At 39.4% G+C, this 20,071-nt stretch carries 16 protein-coding genes, 4 tRNA genes, 2 pseudogenes and 1 riboswitch; of the genes and pseudogenes, 4 read left to right on the top strand and 18 right to left on the bottom strand.

The genetic code is table 11. From position 1 onward, the window contains the following. Positions 1-70 precede the first annotated feature (70 nt). The 5 genes from JCM9140_RS11250 to JCM9140_RS11240 all read right to left on the bottom strand — a co-directional run bounded on the left by JCM9140_RS11250 (position 71) and on the right by JCM9140_RS11240 (position 4,378). Positions 71-1,252 (bottom strand): MFS transporter, encoded by a 1,182-nt coding sequence (locus tag JCM9140_RS11250; protein WP_156314855.1) that lies wholly within the window; start codon positions 1,250-1,252, stop codon positions 71-73. An 812-nt stretch (positions 1,253-2,064) separates the two neighbouring features. Next, the gene (locus JCM9140_RS23725) at positions 2,065-2,652 is read right to left on the bottom strand and encodes an S-layer homology domain-containing protein (RefSeq protein ID WP_156314854.1); all 588 of its coding nucleotides are present in this window, start codon (positions 2,650-2,652) and stop codon (positions 2,065-2,067) included. Positions 2,653-2,687: 35 nt separating this feature from the next. Then, positions 2,688-3,389, bottom strand: coding sequence for a glucosaminidase domain-containing protein (locus tag JCM9140_RS23720; RefSeq protein ID WP_156314853.1), 702 nt, complete (start codon positions 3,387-3,389; stop codon positions 2,688-2,690). 390 nt (positions 3,390-3,779) lie between these two features. After that, positions 3,780-3,938, bottom strand: a complete 159-nt coding sequence (locus JCM9140_RS23715; protein WP_162232194.1) for a hypothetical protein — start codon at positions 3,936-3,938, stop codon at positions 3,780-3,782. 230 nt (positions 3,939-4,168) lie between these two features. Then, entirely contained in the window at positions 4,169-4,378 is a 210-nt protein-coding gene (locus JCM9140_RS11240; protein ID WP_034746179.1) for a hypothetical protein, read from the bottom strand. Between the two features lie 549 nt (positions 4,379-4,927). On the opposite strand from JCM9140_RS11240, the gene JCM9140_RS11235 reads away from it, so the two are divergent. The 3 genes from JCM9140_RS11235 to JCM9140_RS22545 all read left to right on the top strand — a co-directional run bounded on the left by JCM9140_RS11235 (position 4,928) and on the right by JCM9140_RS22545 (position 8,176). After that, on the top strand, positions 4,928-5,482 hold the full coding sequence (locus JCM9140_RS11235) for a sigma-70 family RNA polymerase sigma factor (protein ID WP_034746175.1): 555 nt from the start codon (positions 4,928-4,930) through the stop codon (positions 5,480-5,482). Next, entirely contained in the window at positions 5,475-6,497 is a 1,023-nt protein-coding gene (locus JCM9140_RS11230) for a discoidin domain-containing protein (RefSeq protein WP_034746172.1), read from the top strand. Before JCM9140_RS11235 ends, JCM9140_RS11230 begins: the two co-directional genes overlap by 8 nt. A gap of 107 nt (positions 6,498-6,604) precedes the next feature. After that, the gene (locus JCM9140_RS22545) at positions 6,605-8,176 is read left to right on the top strand and encodes an S-layer homology domain-containing protein (RefSeq protein ID WP_052002208.1); all 1,572 of its coding nucleotides are present in this window, start codon (positions 6,605-6,607) and stop codon (positions 8,174-8,176) included. Positions 8,177-8,542: 366 nt separating this feature from the next. Here the strand turns inward: JCM9140_RS22545 and JCM9140_RS22540 are convergent, their stop codons facing one another. The 12 genes and pseudogenes from JCM9140_RS22540 to JCM9140_RS11165 all read right to left on the bottom strand — a co-directional run bounded on the left by JCM9140_RS22540 (position 8,543) and on the right by JCM9140_RS11165 (position 16,769). Then, entirely contained in the window at positions 8,543-9,547 is a 1,005-nt protein-coding gene (locus JCM9140_RS22540) for an S-layer homology domain-containing protein (RefSeq protein ID WP_052002207.1), read from the bottom strand. Positions 9,548-9,703: 156 nt separating this feature from the next. Then, positions 9,704-9,780 (bottom strand) — tRNA-Asp (locus tag JCM9140_RS11210). Between the two features lie 5 nt (positions 9,781-9,785). Next, positions 9,786-9,861 (bottom strand) — tRNA-Val (locus JCM9140_RS11205). Positions 9,862-9,893: 32 nt separating this feature from the next. Beyond that, positions 9,894-9,962 (bottom strand) — tRNA-OTHER (locus JCM9140_RS11200). A 19-nt stretch (positions 9,963-9,981) separates the two neighbouring features. After that, a tRNA-Ala gene (locus JCM9140_RS11195) sits at positions 9,982-10,057 on the bottom strand. A gap of 392 nt (positions 10,058-10,449) precedes the next feature. Next, positions 10,450-11,514, bottom strand: coding sequence for a hypothetical protein (locus tag JCM9140_RS11190; RefSeq protein WP_034746169.1), 1,065 nt, complete (start codon positions 11,512-11,514; stop codon positions 10,450-10,452). Between the two features lie 285 nt (positions 11,515-11,799). After that, the gene (locus JCM9140_RS11185) at positions 11,800-12,105 is read right to left on the bottom strand and encodes a hypothetical protein (RefSeq protein ID WP_034746166.1); all 306 of its coding nucleotides are present in this window, start codon (positions 12,103-12,105) and stop codon (positions 11,800-11,802) included. 42 nt (positions 12,106-12,147) lie between these two features. Next, positions 12,148-13,878, bottom strand: coding sequence for an SH3 domain-containing protein (locus tag JCM9140_RS11180; RefSeq protein ID WP_034746163.1), 1,731 nt, complete (start codon positions 13,876-13,878; stop codon positions 12,148-12,150). 205 nt (positions 13,879-14,083) lie between these two features. Beyond that, complete coding sequence (locus JCM9140_RS11175) at positions 14,084-14,671, bottom strand: hypothetical protein (RefSeq protein ID WP_034746160.1); 588 nt, start codon at positions 14,669-14,671, stop codon at positions 14,084-14,086. A 76-nt stretch (positions 14,672-14,747) separates the two neighbouring features. Next, positions 14,748-14,829: riboswitch (cyclic di-GMP riboswitch) on the bottom strand. Between the two features lie 541 nt (positions 14,830-15,370). Beyond that, positions 15,371-15,817, bottom strand: a complete 447-nt coding sequence (locus tag JCM9140_RS11170; RefSeq protein ID WP_034746157.1) for a hypothetical protein — start codon at positions 15,815-15,817, stop codon at positions 15,371-15,373. A 544-nt stretch (positions 15,818-16,361) separates the two neighbouring features. Continuing rightward, positions 16,362-16,445: pseudogene (locus JCM9140_RS25185) on the bottom strand (DUF3298 domain-containing protein); the annotation flags it as partial. Between the two features lie 12 nt (positions 16,446-16,457). Next, complete coding sequence (locus tag JCM9140_RS11165) at positions 16,458-16,769, bottom strand: PdaC/SigV domain-containing protein (protein ID WP_034746154.1); 312 nt, start codon at positions 16,767-16,769, stop codon at positions 16,458-16,460. A 525-nt stretch (positions 16,770-17,294) separates the two neighbouring features. On the opposite strand from JCM9140_RS11165, the gene JCM9140_RS11160 reads away from it, so the two are divergent. Then, positions 17,295-17,561: a DUF1292 domain-containing protein gene (locus JCM9140_RS11160; RefSeq protein WP_034746151.1), complete on the top strand. Its 267-nt coding sequence runs from the start codon at positions 17,295-17,297 to the stop codon at positions 17,559-17,561. A 161-nt stretch (positions 17,562-17,722) separates the two neighbouring features. Here JCM9140_RS11160 and ilvD read toward each other — a convergent pair. Beyond that, positions 17,723-19,388 (bottom strand): annotated as a pseudogene (ilvD, locus tag JCM9140_RS11155) (dihydroxy-acid dehydratase). Positions 19,389-20,071: the final 683 nt, after the last annotated feature.

Raw genomic sequence — 20,071 nt, 5'->3', positions numbered from 1 at the left:
TTAAAGATAGAACAGAAAGCGCTTTCGATCTCATTATATAATCTAAATTTTTAAATTGCAATACTTTATTTTAAACTTTTAATACACTTTCATTTTGTGTTTTTTTGCTATTAGCAGAGAATTTCAAACGATAAATACCCAATAATCCAACGCCAATTGCTGCGAGAATACTCATTAGGAAATACAACACCTGCATCGAGAAATAATCGATAATTGCACCGCCAGCTAGTGTGCCAATAATTGCCGATACCCCAAACAAAATCGTGTAAAAAAGGACATGGCCTGTCGCTTGCAAATGGCTTGGCAATATTTTCGATGTATATTGAAACGCACTTAAAAAGAGAATCCCAAATGTCACTCCATGCAACAATTGTAAAACAAGAACCACCGAAGGCTCAGTTATAATGGCCATTAACAACCAGCGAATACAATAAAGAATCCCTGCAATCATAATAAATGTCGTCTCATGAAATCTTCTAAACCAAAAGGCTCCGGTTGCTAATACGATACATTCTGTAGCAACACCGATAAAGGTTGCTACTCCAATGTACGATTCATCTCCACCTAGTTCTAAAATATATAAACCAAGAAAATTATCATTGGTTCGATGGGTGATTGAAATAAACATCACAAAAAACAAAAAGATGAATAATTTTGGTTCCGTCCCCATCTTAACGAGATCTAAAATAGTCGCTTTCTTGCTTACTTTAGTAGGATTTTCTAAAGATAACGCGATCAAAAACGTGATCACCAAGCAAGCTAAAATCAAAAAGAAAATACTTGAAACCCCTATTAAAGATAGGATATATCCGACAACTAAAGCCGATACACCAAAACCTAAAGAACCCCACATCCGAATATAGCCAAACGAAGAATTTTCTTCTTCTGCGGTTTGCTTTGCTAAGCTATCTCCTAAAGGATTAACCGAAGACACGAAGCTAAAAAATAGAAAAAGCACAATAACATAACCTATAAATGACGATACTTGAATCAAAATCAAACTAATCAAAATAGATCCAATCAAACAAATCAACAAGGTCATCTTAATGGATTTATACTTATCACTTATAAACCCCATTATCGGCTGAGAAAGAATAGCTGCCAAAGGCCCAACCGCTAACAATGTCCCTATTTCACTGTTCGTTAATCCATTTTCTCGAAAAAAGACCGGCATAAAGGTCGTAAAAATGGTCATAGTTGAATAGCTAAAAAACAAAAACAACATAACCCGACTAGAATTTCGTCTAAACAAAGGAATACATCACCTCTAAACCACCGAAAATTCGAAACCGCTTTCGACTAAATTGATAATATCAGTATTGCTACGTCATGTAAATAGTAAAGTTTTCTAACATGGGTTTATGGGTGGGTCATGGGGACAGGTTCCTTGACCCACTTTTTCTTGTTTATCCGTGTGGAAGGGTTGGGGATAACCGCTCTTCCTGACATTAATCTTGATCCGAACTTGTGTATAATTCATGAAAAGTGGGTAAGCTTCTGTATAAACAAGAGGTTATCCACTTTTTTTGGTTTAATGAGGCGGTTTTTTCAAGTTTATCCGCTTTATTTCTCCACAAATTGACGAGATAGCGTTCGATCACGTCTATTCCGTAAGCCGTTATTGTCGAGTTTGGCTTGTTTATTGTCCGATCAGGGCATTTTATTGTCCAGTTCCGCCTATTTATTGTCCGATCCGAACACTTTATTGTCCGATCAAAATCTAGAAGATCTGCACACTCATACGCTTAATTGAGCCAGCCACTTTGAACCCAAAACAAAACGCCTCCCCGAGCTCTTTCCCAGGTGGCGTTTTAATCTTTTTAGTGAATAGCACCCTTTTTAAACTATCCATAATACCCTATAGCTTAAAGTGCATAACATTATAATAAGTAAGATCGGTTGAATTGCTATGCTTTTTGAACCAGGTTGTCATTCGTGTAAGCAGACTCATAACCTCTCCTCCTTTATATAGGGTATTCCATTCGAGAGGAAAGGATTTCACAAGCTAAAAGTGGGACAACAAACCTGTCCAAGGACATTGAAGAAGGTTGGGTGTTACCTTTTTCAGCGGGTCCCTCCGTCCCAGTCGTAAATGCGGTGAATAATTGCAGCCATTTGGGCTCTTGTAATTGGCTGATTCGGTTTAAATGTACCATCCGGATAGCCGTTCAAAATCCCTTCATGTTGCATTGTTTCAATAGCTACTAATGCCCAGTGATCATCACTTACATCTGTAAAAGCTCTCGTTTCACTTTGTGCTAGTTCTGTATAGAATCCAACATTGTAAAAAATTTGAGCTACTTGTGCTCTTGTCACATTTGTACTTGGTGAGAAGTTTCCATCCCCCGTTCCATTCATAATTTCGTTTTGCGCTACTAAGATGACAGCAGTTCGTGCCCAAAAATCATTTGAAATATCATTAAAATGAATGGTTGTGCTGTTAGATTGTAAGTTTAAGAAGTTAGTAAGTATGGAAGCGGCTTGCGCTCGAGTTAGATGGTTGTTCGGTCTAAACGTTTGATCAGAATGTCCATTCAGCCAGCCTTTTTCATTTGCCAATAAGATCGATTCTTCTGCCCAGTGTCCGAACACATCACGGAAGATTGATCCATTCGCCATACGATCGTACTCAAATAAGTTCCATTGTTTCATAATTAGTCCAACTGTATCTCTGTAATAGTTCCCGCCTAAATGATTATACCTGCATGTGCAATGTCAAATAAATATTGTCTAGAAGCATTTTCAATACTCATATCATTTTCTAAATTGGATTGGTACTTCTCACGCGCAAAACCATACCTATGATTTTGCAGTAGCGTTCCAGCCAGAAAATTCACCGCATCTTGATATGAATTAAATTGACGATACCAATTATCTCTTCTTTGACTCTCATCAAATATAAGACGGTCTGGTCCTAAACTTTCCAATATCCGGACAGGCCTTTCAAAATCCTCATCCGGTTGGCCTTTTAACTGCCAAGCCCCCTGCGGATTATAACCCCATATTTTGATTCCAAAAAGATTATTCGCATAATAAGCAGTTCTTGTTGTTCCATAACCACTTTCTAGTATAGCCATACCAATAATGGCACTGGCAGGAACTCCCCATTGTTCACTCGCTCTTACAGCATATGGAGCCACCTCTTTTATAAAACGTTCTTGTTGTTGAAGAGTAGGTCTAACCGTCATCGGGTTATATGCATTGCTATTTTTTCCTAAGTTTCTGTTTTCAAACGGCACCGGATCAAATAAAGTCGCATATGCCGACTGAGATCCTAGCGTAAATAACGAGAGTACTAAAATAATTGAAAGAAAACTCTTAGATGTTCTGTTTGTCAATAACTTCCCCGCCCCTGTTAGTATACTATGAATCATAACAGGTAGTATCATAGCAAAGTTCCTAACAAAAAGGACAAGATCTATTAAAATAATTCATGGTAAGTAATTGTAAAAGTAGTAGTCTATTGTAAGTTTTGGTACTTGTCCGCAAACTTCCTGCTAAGAATCAATGTAAATCTATTCAGCTTTTCAGATCTCAGGAGGAGCCCTCAGTGATAGATTTACCGCATATTCCTTTCGCAAACGTATAAATTTTGAGTTTTACGCATAAATTTTTAGATTCGCTCATAAAATAATCATTTTCCCGCATTAACACTCTCTTTTCCCGCATAAAAAGTCGATTCCAGCGCATAACTGTTTATAACAAAGGTGGACACCCTAAGCTAAGTCTCCAGGAAACATAAGAAACCTCCTCCACCCTTCTCTGGCATAACCCGCCTGCTACTTTAAAGAAATGGTATATTCCTCTTCGCTTCCTGGTGTCGGTAAGCGACCATCCTGCTGATTAACAACCAATACATTGCTAACGATGAGACTCTCTGGCTGTCCTGATGCTCCTGTAAATTTGAAAGCATATGTATTAACTTGACCTGGGTTCAATCTCTCCATATGTGGAAAATTGTTTGTATAATCTCCCTCGTCTGTTACTAATGTTGCAGTCCCTGCACGTCCCCAGCCAAATGCTACTTGATACTGTTGGTTTGTGTTCTCTATCGTGACTTCTAAATGATAGCCGTCACTATGTTCTTTTATTGTGAATTCAGAAAAAATAAGGTGACTTGTTATGTAAGACTCAACGTATGAAAGATTCAGCTCATTTGCCGACTCTTCTAATGATCTACTGTTGCTTCTTCTGCTTCAATCACTTCATTCGAAATTTCTGATTGTACCTCTTCCTTTGCTGCTTCTTTCATCTCTTCTTCTAGTTCGCCACGTATTTCTTCGCGTAGTTCATCCTCAGACTTCACAGCTTCTTCTGGGTGTGAACATGCTGAAATTATCCCAATCATAAGTAGAATTCCTATCATTTTTCTGATCATCATACAATTCTCCTTTTTCAAATTATAAACTGTCTTTGACTGCTTTTTTTACTTTCTGCATTTCACTCTCTGTTAGTTTCTTTCGCGATATATAGGAAGTAAGGTAATGATTTAGTTCTCTTGCTTCAGTAAAAACAAGGGACTCTCAGTCGCTACCTTTACAGTTACCGTTGGGTTAGAGAAAAAAATTTAGACTAGTAAAAGGGATTAATAAGCCGAAACAGTATAGTTCTGCATCGTAAAAGGGGAAAGTTGGGAAGGAGAGTGACTAAAGGCTCTCCTTTTTCTGCCATTGGAGGGACAGGTAGAGGTCACTGAAAAAGGTAAAAACCAACTTTTTTCGGTGGCTTCGGACGGTACCTTGCCCCTAAAGGTGTTTTAATCCGCTGCTAGCTAGTGGGTCAAGGTACCTGTCCCCATGACCCTTAATCATATTTGTTATACTAAGATGCACAATCAATAGGATCTGAATAAACTCCTTTTAAAAATTAAAAATGTGGATCCAATCATATAGGAAAATCGTCTAAGTAGTGAATGGAGTGATTTTTGTTGACTGATCACGTTTGGCCAGAGGAATGGACAACGGAAGAGAGAGAAAAATTCCTCGAACAATTAATTGATATATATGCCAAGCCTATTACGAACTTTGCTTATACATATGTCAAAGATTGGGGGACGGCGGAGGATATTGCTCAAGATGTCTTTATTAAGGTAAACGAGCACCTTGACACATTCCGGCAAGAAGCCTCTCTTCAAACATGGATTTACCAGATTGCTGCAAACCGTAGCAAAGATATACTACGAAAAAAATATTTCAAAACGACATTTGTAACGGACTTGGTAGAGAAAATGATACTCAAAAGAGACGAACACACACCGGAAAAGCATGTTATGCAGATAACAGAAGGAGAAGAATTAGCTCAAATGGTGTTAGACTTACCTGTGAAGTTTCGAGAAGTTATTATCTTATATTACTATCATGACTTATCAACGACAGCGATTAGTCAATTTTTGAATATTAATGCCGCAACCGTTAAAAGTCGTTTGCAACGAGGAAGACATCGTTTAAAAGACATATTATTAGAGGAGAAAATACATGAGTGAAAATGACAAGCGAAAAATAATAAAAAATAGTTTAGACGACCATGTCTTTCGTAAGCACAGATTAAGTGAAATGAAAAAGCAAGAAATCTTGCAAGAGGTCCAAGCAAAATCGCAATCTACCAATAAAATGAAACCTTTTTTCAAGCAACAAAAAGTTTTACCTATAGCAAGTGTAGCTGCTCTCTTTGTCATCCTTCTCATTTCTTCGTTAGCTATAGTTGGTCAAGACACGTCGTTTCATTCGCAAGGTTCCGATTCAGCTGCGTCATGGGTTGCGAGCATTGCCGGTAGTTCTGGTCAACCGACTTATACGGTAGATGGAAACGATGAAACTTGGTGGACCGCAGCAGCAGAGCATGAATGGATTCAATACGACTTAGGTGACACACAAAGGCTAGTTGGACTATCGATGAATTGGCAAGAAGTAACTCTCAATGAACACAAAATTACAATTGACGTTTCACTAGATAAAGAAAATTGGGAAACGGTTTGGAGCGGGAGCATTTCCCCATCTTTCAGAGATGAACAATTGCACCTATTCTCGCCGACTGAGACACGTTATATTAAACTATCGATTGAACAAGACCCAGGAGAAAATCCAATCCAACTTTCTTCCGTCAACTTACTAAACTCAAACAGTGACTTGTTCATAGTGACAGCTAGTGATACGCATAATGAGCATATACCTAGCCAAACAACAGTTGGTGATTTAACTACACGCTGGTCAGCTGAGGGCTCACAACAATGGATTCAATATGAACTTGAGAGCAACCAGGTTGTTGAACAAGTTGGAATCGCTTGGCATGACGGGGATGAAAGAAAGGCCTCCTTTCAGATTGAGTTGTCTGAAGATGGCGTTCAGTGGCATGCCGTTTATACAGGGGAAAGCTCTGGTAATACCCGTTTCATCGAAGCATATCAGTTTGAACCAACTACGGCCCGCTATATAAGAATTGTTAATAACGGCAACACAGTAAACAATTGGAACAGCATTACTCAAGTTCTGATCCGATAAAAATTTCTTTGGACAAAATGTTTAAAAATAATCGGGGTCCATATCTCTCCGCCATTCGTCTAAGTAGTGTCAAAGTAAATTATATTAGTCAATTGGGAGAGAGAAACATGAAAAAGAAACACTTTGTGTCAGTAATGATGGGCCTTTTGTTCTTCTTTTTTTGGTCAGTGCCGACGAACGCACAGGAAAAAGTTTTTTCAGATGTACAAGCTGATTTCTGGGCTCATTCGTCAATCATTGAGTTATCTAGTCAAGGAATTATTAGCGGATATCCAGATGGGGCGTTTCGTCCAAATCAAGTCATCACGAGGCAGCAAGCAGCAGCCATGCTCGTTAAAGCATTAGATTTAAATATCGAAAACCGTCCTAACCCAGGGTTTGTTGATATGCCTAGCAACAAAAACATGCAAAAAATGATTGCAGCTGTTGCAGATGAAGGGATTTTGAATGGATCAGGTAATCGTTTCCGCCCTGGAGAAACTGTCAGCCGTGCACAGATGGCTGCAATCTTATCAAGAAGTTTTGCCCCTGAAGAAGGCGGACAGTTTGTCTTGTTCCGCGATGTGAAAAATGACCACTGGGCACGAGGCCCCATCCGGCGAGTTGCTTCACACGGTATTGCCGGCGGGTATCGTTCTGATTTAACATTTCGTCCAAGTGAAGCCACAACCCGAGCGCAGTTTTCTGTCTTTTTAGAAAGAGCTATTAATGAGGAAAACCGATTAGACGACCTGCCTCCTGGCTTTTCAAAAACCGACATGGAAGCGTTCCGCGCTAACTACGAGAACATGGAATACCATGAAGGGTGGATTTATTATCGTTCTTTTCGTCGTGATGAAGAACAGCGAGGCTTATTCCGTGTTCGATATGATTTAAGCGAGCGAGAATTTATCGCACCCTTACAACCTTCAGCAATGGAAACAAAGGACGATACTTTATATTTTATCGGTACTCAACACAACCAGGATTTGAGTGAAAAGTACCCTCTAGGAAGCCATCGTTACAAACTTGATTTACGAACAATGGAGCTAACGTTAGCTGATTCATTTGATCATGTTGACGGGGAATGGAGCATTTATGCCGACTTTCATACGGAGTGTTCCCCGCCAGAATACCATAATAATGAGCCGGTTAACATTGTTCGTGAGCACAAAGATACCGGTGAGAAACAAATCTTGATTCCGTGTACAGACGTTAGTCAATACGGCCATCCGATCGTTCATCGTGGCTGGGTCTATGCGGATGGTGCAGAGATACGAGTAAAGCCAGATGGCAGTGAAAGTGAGACGTTTGATCTCGTCTATCGACGCGGCTATTTCCACGGTGATCACTTTTATTACGTTGACTCGCATAGAGGTGTCTACAAAGAACATCTTGAAACGAGAAAAGTCACACCTCTTTATGAAAAACATACAAGTCGAACAAGAGATTATCTTAAAGAGCACATCTCTTACCTCGTTTCTGTAACGGAAGATCATGTCTATTTCGCGAATCGGGCTGATCGTAAGTCCAACCAAGAATACTTGATTTATCGCGTTAATGTGAATGGTGGAAAACCGCAGCATTTCGTCGACTTAGCACCTAACCGTGTTTCTGATCCACTTGTCTTTGGACATTACATGTACATTCAAAATTATCAGTCCTCACTCGATCGTGCCAGCCTTGTAGAGATTAAATAGGCGATCAGTCAGAATCAATCAGCTGTGGATATCAACCACCCACACTGTTAAATTCTACTGAACTCACAAAAGGTGGATAACCCTCTGTATAAAGAGAAGGTTATCCACCTTTTTGCTGTATTTTCCCCGCATAATCGCTTTTCTAGACGCATATTTCGGGGGCCGGCGCATAAATTCCTGGATTGACGCAAAAAAACTTGATTTTGACGCATAAATTTCTAGATTCACGCATAAAACAGTCATTTCCCCGCATAAAAACTGATTTTTGACGCAAACCCCGCTGAAGGTTGAAGGTCAAACATGAAAAAGCACGAGATCAAAGTGATCTCGTGCTTTTTCAGCTTCATTCATATAATACCTGTTCCATTACTTCCGTATAAACATCTGTGTCCAATAATGACCATCCGAGTCATACCCTACGCCAATATGTGTCAAATCTCCATTTAAGATATTGGCACGGTGCCCTGGACTATTCATCCAGCCTTCCACAACTTGTTCCGGAGCCCGATAACCCATGGCAATGTTCTCGGCAGCAGCACGATACGTAATTCCAAACTCCCTCATCATATCAAATGGAGAACCGTATGTTGGGCTTTCATGAGCAAAATAGTTATTCTCTCGCATATCCTGAGACTTCACTCTAGCTACTTTAGCTAATTCAGTATCTGCCTGCAGTTCTCGTAACCCATGTTTCCTTCTTTCTACGTTCGTCAATTCGACGACTTTTGTTTCAAACTGATCAATTTGACTAAGGACAGGTGTTGCATCCGGCTTGAAGCGCTCATCTAACGCACGCGCTAAGAAAACAGAATACTGTGCTCTCGTCGTTGAATGATACGCACGAAACGTATTGTCACTATGACCTGTCGTAATTTGGTTCGCAGCTAATGCTTGGATTTCATTGTAGAACGTATGGCTCCTACCAATATCAGAAAAATCTTGCTCCCACTTCCCTTGTAAATCAAAAGCACGTTGAAGAATGGCTGCCATTTGGCCACGCGTAAGTTTTTCATTTGGCATAAATCGGCCGTCTCTACCTGTAATAATTCCGTCATCCGCAACCGCTGCAACTACATCATACGCATGAAATCCTTCTCCAATATCACTAAACAAAGGATCCGGTCGATTGGTCAAATCCAAATCAAGAGCTCTAGCTATCATAATCGCCGCTTGCGCTCTAGTCAGATCGTTTCCAGGGCGAAACGAATCATCTTTGTATCCACCTATAATTGACTGACTTGATAAAAAATCAATTTCAGCTTTTGCCCAAAAATCCGAGCCTACATCATGAAAATCCCTTGCTGCATCTACTGTTGTGTTAGACATCGTCAAGGCTACAAATAGAGTAAATAGTATACGAATGCGTCTCAATTTTAGTTCCTCCTCTATGTATCTATTTTTCTCACTAATCACTTTACCATCTTTCTCAATTATTAATATAGGTAATGATTCCCAATAAAAAAAGAAGCACAAATTTACTCGCGCTTCTCTCTGCATACAAAATACATTATGTATATTTTTAATGAATGGCGGTCCGGACGGGACTCGAACCCGCGACCTCCTGCGTGACAGGCAGGCATTCTAACCAACTGAACTACCGGACCAGATATGGTGGAGGATGACGGGATCGAACCGCCGACCCCCTGCTTGTAAGGCAGGTGCTCTCCCAGCTGAGCTAATCCTCCATAAACTGATTACTATTGCAACAAAACATTAATGACCCGTACGGGATTCGAACCCGTGTTGCCGTGAAAGGGCGGTGTCTTAACCGCTTGACCAACGGGCCAGGTAAAAGAGACAAGATATGGTGGAGCCTAGCGGGATCGAACCGCTGACCTCCTGCGTGCAAGGCAGGCGCTCTCCCAGCTGAGCTAAGGCCCCGTCTATCTAACAGAAATTAATATATCACGATAAAAACAACTCGGCAATCATTTTTTATTTCCAACGTAACACAGTAAGCATAGGACGGTTTTAGTACTCACAGACTTAATTGTATAAATGCAAACCGGCGGAGGTACAAATATGAAAACAAATTTGAGAAAAAGTCTATCCAATGAAGAAGTATGGCTCAAAAAGCTGAAAAGGCAGCTATTCATCTGTTCTATCATCCTACTTCTATACCCAATAGCTAATTTATTGTCCAGTTTTCGTTATTTATTGTCGAGATCTTAGGATTTATTGTCCAGTTTCCTCCACTTATTGTCGAGATTACCTACTTTATTATCCTACAGCGTTTTCGAAGGATGGTAAAATAGGTAATCTGCTCTCCTACCTTATTTTACTACGACAATATCCGCAATCATCTCCCTCAGCAAAAAGCGATGACCAACTGGCTCTTTCGTTTGATAATGGACATTTTGACCCTCTAATCGGACCGTTACACGATAGGTCCCTACAGGAGCATCAGGAGAGATTTGACCATCTAGAAAAAAGACCTGTTCCTTTCCCGACATTAATGTCCCTGTAGAGGGATTGATCGTAACGGTTAAATGACTTGAGTTATGAACAGGCGGAGAAAATCGCTGCTCATCTAATTCGTTTCCAACTGCCTCTTTATCATAGACTTCTTCCGAATACATCGTAAACGTAACCGGAGATAGTGCCACCTGACTTTTCCTAGTATTTCTATACTTTCCAAGCTCCATTTGAAAAACATCACCCGCTTGCAGCTGTCCACCACTTTTATGCCATTTTATAAAAGGATCCTGTTCAGGTTCATCTAACACATACTCAGCTTGATTAAAGACAGGTCCTTCCCAATCCTCAAATAGATTGACGTGAACAGTTTGACCTACATCCAATTTTAGAATCGTTCGTTCATCTCCACTCTTAATCGATTGTGACACTGCGGCCATGTCTTTACCGAAGATTCCCTGCATCCATTCTGATTCCAAAATATCACGATTTTGTTCAAAATAAATAGCCGTTAAATCCCCTGTTTGTGGAACAAATAAAAACCTGACATCATCATACACGTAATCTACCGTATCATGATAGAGACCAGGACTTTTTTCAATCTTATTTGGCTCACCAAAATTTGACTCCATCGTTGCCGCATTCATTTGAAAACCAACCTCTTCCCCTTTATAGATCAAGACGAATTGATCCCCTTTTCTCTTTATTTCAATGGACGTTGGGGGACTTTCTTTTTCTAAAACTTCTTCTTCTACATCCATGTCTTCAACCTGCTTAAACAAATGAGCCGATTCTAGATTCTCCTCTGTTTCTTCTATAGGCACTGTCGAAACAGGAGCGGTCATTTGGATAATTTTTGGCCATATCCATACGTTAACTGCTATTAACATGGTTATAACGGTTAATTTCAATGTAAGTTTCATCTAGATGTCCCTTCTACTATCAATATAGGTCGGCGCAAGTTACCCTTCGCCATGCCTCCACTTTTCTTCCTTTATGCATTTTTGTGTACCGTATGAAGATGCATAATAATAGATTTCGTCGGAATGTTTTTTATAAGAAAGGTGACTCAGTGAAAAGAAAACAAACCATTTTGTAAAGGAAATAGAGTAGATAGAGTAATGGTTTAATCCATGGGTACAACAAGTAGGCAAATAGTGATAGCGCTATGGAAAGCGCAGAAACTTCGCATCCTCACCAACCCTCAGTTAAGGTTTGTCAACTTTGAATTCGTGCTCTTTTAGATCGAAGTTATATTTTTTGTTAATTTTTATAGCAATTTGTTCCAAAAAAGATTGAACCGTTACTTTCTCTACCTCATCCGTATACCAAGCTAATTTAGCTCCCTTATAGACACCATTATAATAAACTTTCAATGGCATAAAAATCTCTCTAGAATACGTGTAATCAAATCTAATGATCAATTCACCTCCATCAGGGCATTCTAATTTCACTTTATAATTTGGATTTTTATACTCGGTTAATAATTTAACTCCTTTAATCTTGGCTAACATGAATTTGCTCCTCCCACCTTCTAATAATAAGTGGCTTACCTATCACTCAACAATAGTGCTACTAATCCAACCTACACGACCATCTTCGGTTTTAATGTAATACCAAAGGCGGCCATCATGATCCATTTGTTCTTCTTGTAAGAACAGGAGTGAAACTTGAGGTCCTACTGCTGTCACGAGAGCTCCTTCTAAGGAAGGTGTTTCTCGTATATTAGCGCCATCTGTTGTAATGGTTAAATAGCGCTCTTCTTGAACGGTTTCCGAATTAACCGTTGTGAATGGGTTCGATTCAACTAATGACTCTCCCCAGTGTTTAATGGTCTCTCCCTGAAAGTACCCGATGAGCCCCACAATCAATACAATAGCCACTCCACCAGCTAATTTATTTTTAAATGGCAAAACTAGCGGACGTAACAGGAAGTTGAGTGTCATTCCAATGGTTGAACCAATAAAGCACTCTGTTAAAAACGTATCAAACTTATCTTTTGGTCCGATTGGTTTATAAAGTGCCTTGATTTGTTTATACATTTTAGGCTCTAATCTCATTTTCTTCGTTTCTTCAAACAGTGGGTGCTGCTGTTTTCGCTTCTCTCTAGCAAACTGAGCTGCCACAATGATTAGCGTATGAAACAAGCAGTCATCGTTAAAATATTCACCTATGTAAAATTCACCCTGATCCATGCGGTCAATCATTCGCACGGTATAATCAAAAAGAACAGAAAGTGCTTGTGCATCGTTTTCTTTTAAACTTATGTGAATAAAATGCAAAAATAATTCTGCTTGTGACGGAGCACCTAGCTTCGTTACATCGTCGTCTGTAATCAGCATGGGTTGCTGCTTATATAGTTCAACGATCAAGCTGCGAAATTCTTGTTCATTCCTTTTTAGAAAAGTAGCAGCCTGATGATTGATTGTTGCTAGTTTTATCACATTTGCTACATACTTCAGACTTTTTTCCTCTTTAATTTCCGTTCGGCTCATCACAGGATGTTGATCAACGTAATGGTAAAACTGATTAGCCATGAAAGACGCTTCTTGATATTCTTGTTTCTTTAGTTTCAATTGAATCGACTCAATCGTTTCTAGCGCCCACGTTTGTACTCTTCTTGCTTCCTTCTTCGTTAAACCTAGCTCATAATTCACCGAATTCAGCGCCATATCTTTTATTTCAATATTCACCTGCTTTAATTGCTGGTTCACGCTTAAGAAGAGCCCTCCGTATAACGACAGCATGACATAACGATATTTATCATCAAGTTCTTTAATAAAGTGGTCTAGTTCATCCCCATAGCCGTCCCAGGCGACTGCCACTTCTTGCATCGATTCCCCAATTGCAGAATCATCATTGAAAAAACTACCCGATATCCCACGAGCACCGATGGCTCCCAACGGTCCGGCAATGGCTCCTCCGAGGATTGAAGCACCAATTTTAAAAGCACTCTTGAAACCACTCGACTCTCTTAAATTTTTTAAAAGAAGGAAATGATCTTTGACACATTCTGCGTAATATTCTAATTCAGAGGAAACAACCGTTATATCAGACTGCAATCCTTGTCTTAAATAATGAAAAACATTAGAATCAAATTGATATGCGCTAAACAAGTGACCGTACTCATGTTTTGATAGGACTCGAACCAAGCTATCAAATTCTGTTTCTAGCTCCGTAAAAGCAAAGACCTCTTTGAGTTCCTGACTAACGTCGTGAACATCCGTCAATTCAAAGAAGCGCTGCATGCAGTGATTATATTCTTCTTTTGTTTTCACATTTTGCAATTCTTCATAGACTTCTTTTTGAAGATTACTAAACCTAACGGAAACCCGATTATAAATATCTGTAATGGTTTCATTGGTTTTTATAGCAACGAATGCGAGAATTTCCTCTGCTACTTCAGGTTGAAGCGTCTCTTTTAGTTGCTGTTCAATTGACTGTATTTTTTTATCTGTTTCTAGAAATTCAACTAATTAATGGGCACCCATTTTACAAGAAATCTCCTATTAATTGAAAAATACCTAAACTTTCTACCCCTAAACTACCAAGTTCAGCTGTATCCAATACTCCACTCGCAGCATCTAATGAATCTAGAGGGGAGGCATGAAATGAAGCAAGGTGTAAATCGGGTAAAGTAGGAGCTGGTGAGGATGTGATCCCAATCCCACCTGAGATTGGATCACTTTGGGCTAACATTCTCTCACCATTTGCTCCATGAAATTGCATTCCCCCACCAAAAGCTGGTTGCGTATAGCCCACAACTCCCTCAATACTACTGTGAAACGTTTCTCCTCCACTTACATTTGAATAGGTAGATACTGTATGGCCACCTCCAAAATCAAAAGTAGTCCCTCCCGCAACATGATCACGAACATGAGCCACCTTCTGACCAGCACCATCTAAAATAACCCCATCTGCAACACCAACACCAGGTTGGTACGAAGATAAAACCTCACCGCTTCGACTGCGCAAGTCAACCCCTCCAGAAAAATTTGGAAGGACGTGCAGCTTCTCTAACCGTTCATTTGTTTGTTGTAGATTGCTAAATAAATTACTCATTAACTGTTCCGTACTCATCCAATCGTTCCTTTCTGTTCTTTCATCAAAAAAAACGAAACCTATTGCCCTTTGGTTTCGTTTCGTATCTATACCTATTGGCAACCCGGCGACCGTGTCAGAGAGTTAGGCCCGTAGCTTTGCGTCACTTCCTTTCGAAAGTTTTGCCATTTTCTATTATGTTGTCTGCCAACGTAAAAAAAAGTAATGCTTGTCAAAAAAGATCGTGAATACCCTAAATTTTTACTTCTATCTTATCATACTAAAGATCTATGCAAAAAGATACACAATAATAGAGGGATTGAAAGCTTAGGGTCTTTTCGAGACTGGTGAAAAAAGAATTCCAGTGGCTCACATCACTCAAAAATAAATTTTTATCGATAACAACTGTAGCAATTCATCACATTTGTTAACTTATTTCTGCTTTTATCTTTTTTCTCACTCTCCAACAAAAACAAACGAGTTAGACAAAATTCGTCCAGCTACATATTCAAATTCTACTCTCCACCCTATAAGTAGCAATCAGAAATGCAATACATTGAATGAGCAATTTGATATTTGTTTGTTTCAGTATTAGAAAGACGTTATCCAATAAAGGTAACATCACTCGTTCGTTAGTAATCAATTCTATCTGGCAAGGCATGCTGAGTCTGCTTCCAAACAGATCTTAAATAGGATTAAAGTAAATAAACCCTTCTCCAGTAGGTAGGATTAGACATTTTATTGTCCATTCACTAAAAAACCACCTGACCCACAAGCTGGGTCAAGGAACCTGTCCCCATGACCCATAATATCTTGTTGGTACTTTGAAATTCTTTCCTTATTTAATCGGCTTTCTTCTTTTAAGATGGGATCTTGTAACATTCCTTGATAGTTGGGGGAACGATACTTTGTTCTAGAATAAGGATCCGTCACATCCTTGTTTTCGACAATTTGAATGTTCAGATTGGTTAAATTTGCTAATAACTTCTCAAACACAAAAGCTTCATATAAGTAAGTGCTATCTTTATCACTATCAATAATATCTTTAATAAGAAATTGTAATTCGATTTCGGGCGATAAGGCTTCATTCATGATCTCTTGCCAATTATCTTCAGAATTTTCATGGACAAGATGTAACAAATAACTTGTTCTAGCATCGTTATATTTGATAAAACCTTCCCACATTACATCATCTTTCCCATTAGACAATGCTATAATGAATCGGTATTTTACGGTAGAACATTTTTCTTCCTTTCTAGGTTATCCACTTTTTTGTGGTACTTTCCCCGCATAATTGCTTTTTCTAGACGCATATTTTGGGAACTTACGCATAAATTTATGGATTGACGCATAAAATCTGCGTTTTGCCTCATAAATTTCTAGAGTCACGCATAAAATAGTCAATTTCCCGCATAAATTCGGCAACTAGTTCTTCTACCGACAAATGCCAAAAGCCCATCTGCATACTAAAAAACACAAACATGTGGCACCTTCTCCTTCTGAGTCGTTCTCGTTGAGCCAACCTAAAAAATCTCCTCCTTATCATAGAAAAATAAAGAATAAAAATATACATACGCCCTTTTACACATTGTATATTTTTCTTTATCTCTATAACTAGAAAGAGATCATGGTATTTCAGTACATAAAAGGGATAACTTCTAAAAAAGAAAGGGAAGTTCCTCTCACTCTAATAAGAGTAGCCAACTTCCCTAGACCTCCATTAACCCTTTTATTGAATCATAGAAAATGGTACAGAAAACTCTGGAAAACCGTCTGCAAATGAGGCAATTTCATATACTCCGAAGAAAATCGTTACATTTTGATCTTAAATGTAAAAATTTCCGTAGTTTTCATCAACACCCTCAAATCGACTATACACAGGATAAGAGTACTGACGATTAACACTATCAATTTGCCTCTCTATCTCTCTATTCATTCTTTGTTTTGCACCAGGGGCAGTGGCGACCTCCTCTAAAGTAAGCATATGACCTGTCTTCGTATCAAAGCTGAATCCTTGTTTAAAAGGCATGCCATGAGCACCACCAGCATACATATATTCATCTATCACAAGACTGATATATCTTTCGTTTACAGCTTTAACATCAAATTTTGATTCATAGCTATAGTAAATTAGCAAGAAACTTCGGTCATCTAATCTAAAACGATTTTTTGAACTTCACGTCTCATCAGAACTTTGCCAATCAGCTTAATTAGCATAAAATTTAAAGAATTATTATAGTCATCTAAATTATTTATATTAAAAGGGGCTCCTCTAGGACGTTAGATCACATTGTCATTAGAACCTGAGGCATTGAGACCTCGTGGGACAGCGTTATGGATCTTGTCCTTCAAATACGAATAATACGTGAAAATCTAAGTTTATATTCGCTAGGCGGTATCACTGAAGGATGAAAACGCAAGATCCTTTCACGTTCTAGAGGAGCCCTATTATAAAAATCTCTGTGATAGTTAAACCTTCAAAAAAATGGAAACCGGAGGTTTACTTAAGAATGGTCATTTTTCTTTAAAATTCCTTCTTTACTTATTTACCATTATACGCTGTCCCCCTGACCCACATGCATGATTCTGTAGCTCTTTGGGAATAAAATGACTACGTATATTTTTTTACAGTATGATTTTTTGACAGAAAAGGGGCGATTGTATGGGGAAAATTGAAGTGGGCGAAGTTTTCACGATTAGCGACGAGAATGATCAGGAACAGGAAGTCGAGGTGCTAGCAGAGCTCAATATTGAAGGAACACAATATGTTGCCGTTAGCTTTGTCGAGGACATTCAAGAAGATGCAGGGGACGATATTGATATTTTCTTTTTAAAGGTAGATGACGATGGTGATTTTGAAGCCATTGAAAGCGATGAGGAATTCGATAAAGTGTCCTCAGCTTTTGATGAAGTATTGGAAGAAGATTAATCCAAGCAGAAGTAAAAGAATGGGGAACGTTACCTAGCTTTTCCTTGTTCATTTTTCAAAAAACCACCCTATTGCTCGCGACAGCATAGGGTGGTTTCTTGTGTTCGTGGAGCAGAGTGACAGTCTCGTGCTTCCGAACCAGCTCTTGAATTCAATCAATCTTAATCTGTGATAGCTCCCTTAGACGCAGAAGAAACGTTTCTAGCATATTTCTTCAAAATTCCTCTTAAATTTTGTTCTGGAGCAGTCCAATCCTTCGCTCTTTCTTGGAATTCTTCTTCGGACACATTCACCGCAAGCTCCTGTGTTTCGCTATCAATCGTAATGAGATCTCCTTCTTTAATTAACGCAATAGGTCCACCTACTTGCGCTTCAGGAGATAAGTGGCCTACAACTAAACCATGGGTACCTCCTGAGAAGCGGCCATCTGTGATTAACCCTACTTTTTCACCTAAGCCTTTTCCGACCACGATCGCCGTAATCGATAACATCTCAGCCATTCCTGGTCCACCCTTTGGTCCAACGTAACGGATGACAATGACATCTCCTGGATTAATTTCATTCTTCAAGACTGCTTCAGTGGCCAACTTCTCTGAATCGAATACACGAGCAGGTCCAGTAATCTTTTTAATTTTCAAACCTGACATCTTTGCCAATGCGCCTTCTGGAGCTAAATTTCCTTTTAAAATGACGAGCGGTCCTGTTTCACGTTTCGGGTTATCAAAGTTAATGATTTCCTGACCCTCAGTTAAGGAAGGAACCTCAGCTAGATTTTCCGCGACTGTCTTGCCCGTCACCGTTAAACAATCACCGTGCAGCAGTCCTTTTTCAAGTAGAAGCTTCATAACAGCCGGCACACCGCCCACTTTAGATAAGTCCTCCATAACATAACGACCACTTGGTTTCAGATCGGCAATATGAGGAACGTTTTGACGAACTCGTTCGAAATCATCCAAGTCAAGATCAACATCAATCGTGTGAGCCAGTGCTAATAAATGAAGAACCGCATTGGTTGATCCCCCAAGAGCCATGATGACGGTAATCGCATTTTCTAAAGCCTTTTTCGTCATGATATCCTTCGGTAGATGCCTTTATCTAATAAATTCATCACCGCTTGTCCAGCGTCTAGACAATCTTGCATTTTTTCAGCTGACTCTGCTGGATTGGATGAACTACCAGGCAAACTCATCCCCATTGCTTCAATCGCTGAGGCCATTGTATTCGCTGTATACATTCCTCCACACGATCCAGCCCCTGGGCAAGCATGGCACTCAATTTTATGAAGCTCCTGACGATCAATATCTCCATTGTTGTATTTCCCTACTGCTTCAAAAGCGGAAACAATGTCAAGATCTTTTCCGTCTGCCTTTCCCGCTCGAATCGTGCCTCCATAAACAAAAACAGCTGGTAAATTCAAGCGGCCTATGGCAATCATACACCCTGGCATATTCTTGTCACACCCACCAATGGCTACAACGCATCGTAACTTTGTGCTCCCATGACGGTTTCAATCGAATCCGCGATAACTTCCCTGCTCGGCAATGAAAATCGCATACCTTCTGTCCCCATTGAAATCCCATCAGAGACGGTAATGGTATTAAAGATGAAAGGAGTTCCTCCACCTTTTAAAGCTCCTTCTTTTGCTTTCCTTGCTAACTCATCAATATGCATATTACACGGAGTTACCTCACTCCACGTACTAGCTATTCCAACAAAGGGCTTTTCAAAATCTTCATCTGTTACGCCCATTGCCCGGATCATGGCACGATTGGGTGCTCGATTGACATCATTAAAAACATTGCTGCGAATTTTGGATTGATTGCTCATTATTTCTTCCTCCCTAAGCTGACTAAAATAGTAGATTGGTAGATTTATTTAATAAAAAAACCGACAATCTTAACTAACAATAGTCAACGGTATACTATTGTTCATAAGGATTGTCGGTTTACTATACAACGAACCAATTTGGTTTTTTGATCGTCTACCTAGTATAGAATTTTCTAAAAAGTCATTATATTTATATATTATTATTTATGTGCTTGGCTGTCAAGGGGAGAAGTGCAGAGATGGAAGCACGAGAACCGTCGCCGTGCTTCACGTTCATCGAAGCCTTTTCTGATTGGAGAAGGCTTCTTTTCTATCTATCTAGCTATGCAAAATAGTCAGCTTAGGGTCATGGGGACAGGTTCCTTGACCCATTTTGCAATGTACATAAAAAATAGCTGCCTTCCTTCATGTAAAAAAAGGTCCTCGAAGAAAGAGCCAAGTATGATGGTCGAAGAACTGAAATCAGTCCCATTCCGACAACTCTTGCTAGCATTTGCTCCCCATCCCTCAACCATGTTATAAACTAATGGGTCAAATTCATGTCCGAGGCTACTGAAAAAGTCATTTTTTCTTTTTCAGTGGCTCTTCCTGTCTCCAGGACCTCTTTATTGTCCAGTTTTCTCTATTTATTGTCGAGATCGTAAAGTTTATTGTCCAGTTCCTTCAATTTATTGTCCAAAGTT

Origin of the sequence: Halalkalibacter wakoensis JCM 9140 (assembly GCF_000513095.1) — a bacterium.
In the GTDB taxonomy this organism is placed as follows: Bacteria; Bacillota; Bacilli; order Bacillales; family Bacillaceae_D; genus Halalkalibacter; species Halalkalibacter wakoensis.
This window is presented reverse-complemented; position numbering and strand designations above follow the sequence as displayed.

Coding starts and splice junctions, on each gene's coding strand:
- JCM9140_RS22545 (WP_052002208.1), top strand. CDS start 6,605: ATGAAAAAGAAACACTTTGTGTCAGTAATGATGGGCCTTTTGTTCTTC.
- JCM9140_RS11185 (WP_034746166.1), bottom strand. CDS start 12,105: ATGTTAGCCAAGATTAAAGGAGTTAAATTATTAACCGAGTATAAAAAT.
- JCM9140_RS23720 (WP_156314853.1), bottom strand. CDS start 3,389: ATGATACTACCTGTTATGATTCATAGTATACTAACAGGGGCGGGGAAG.
- JCM9140_RS11160 (WP_034746151.1), top strand. CDS start 17,295: ATGGGGAAAATTGAAGTGGGCGAAGTTTTCACGATTAGCGACGAGAAT.
- JCM9140_RS23725 (WP_156314854.1), bottom strand. CDS start 2,652: ATGAAACAATGGAACTTATTTGAGTACGATCGTATGGCGAATGGATCA.
- JCM9140_RS11175 (WP_034746160.1), bottom strand. CDS start 14,671: ATGAGTACGGAACAGTTAATGAGTAATTTATTTAGCAATCTACAACAA.
- JCM9140_RS11190 (WP_034746169.1), bottom strand. CDS start 11,514: ATGAAACTTACATTGAAATTAACCGTTATAACCATGTTAATAGCAGTT.
- JCM9140_RS11170 (WP_034746157.1), bottom strand. CDS start 15,817: ATGTGGGAAGGTTTTATCAAATATAACGATGCTAGAACAAGTTATTTG.
- JCM9140_RS11240 (WP_034746179.1), bottom strand. CDS start 4,378: ATGATCAGAAAAATGATAGGAATTCTACTTATGATTGGGATAATTTCA.
- JCM9140_RS11230 (WP_034746172.1), top strand. CDS start 5,475: ATGAGTGAAAATGACAAGCGAAAAATAATAAAAAATAGTTTAGACGAC.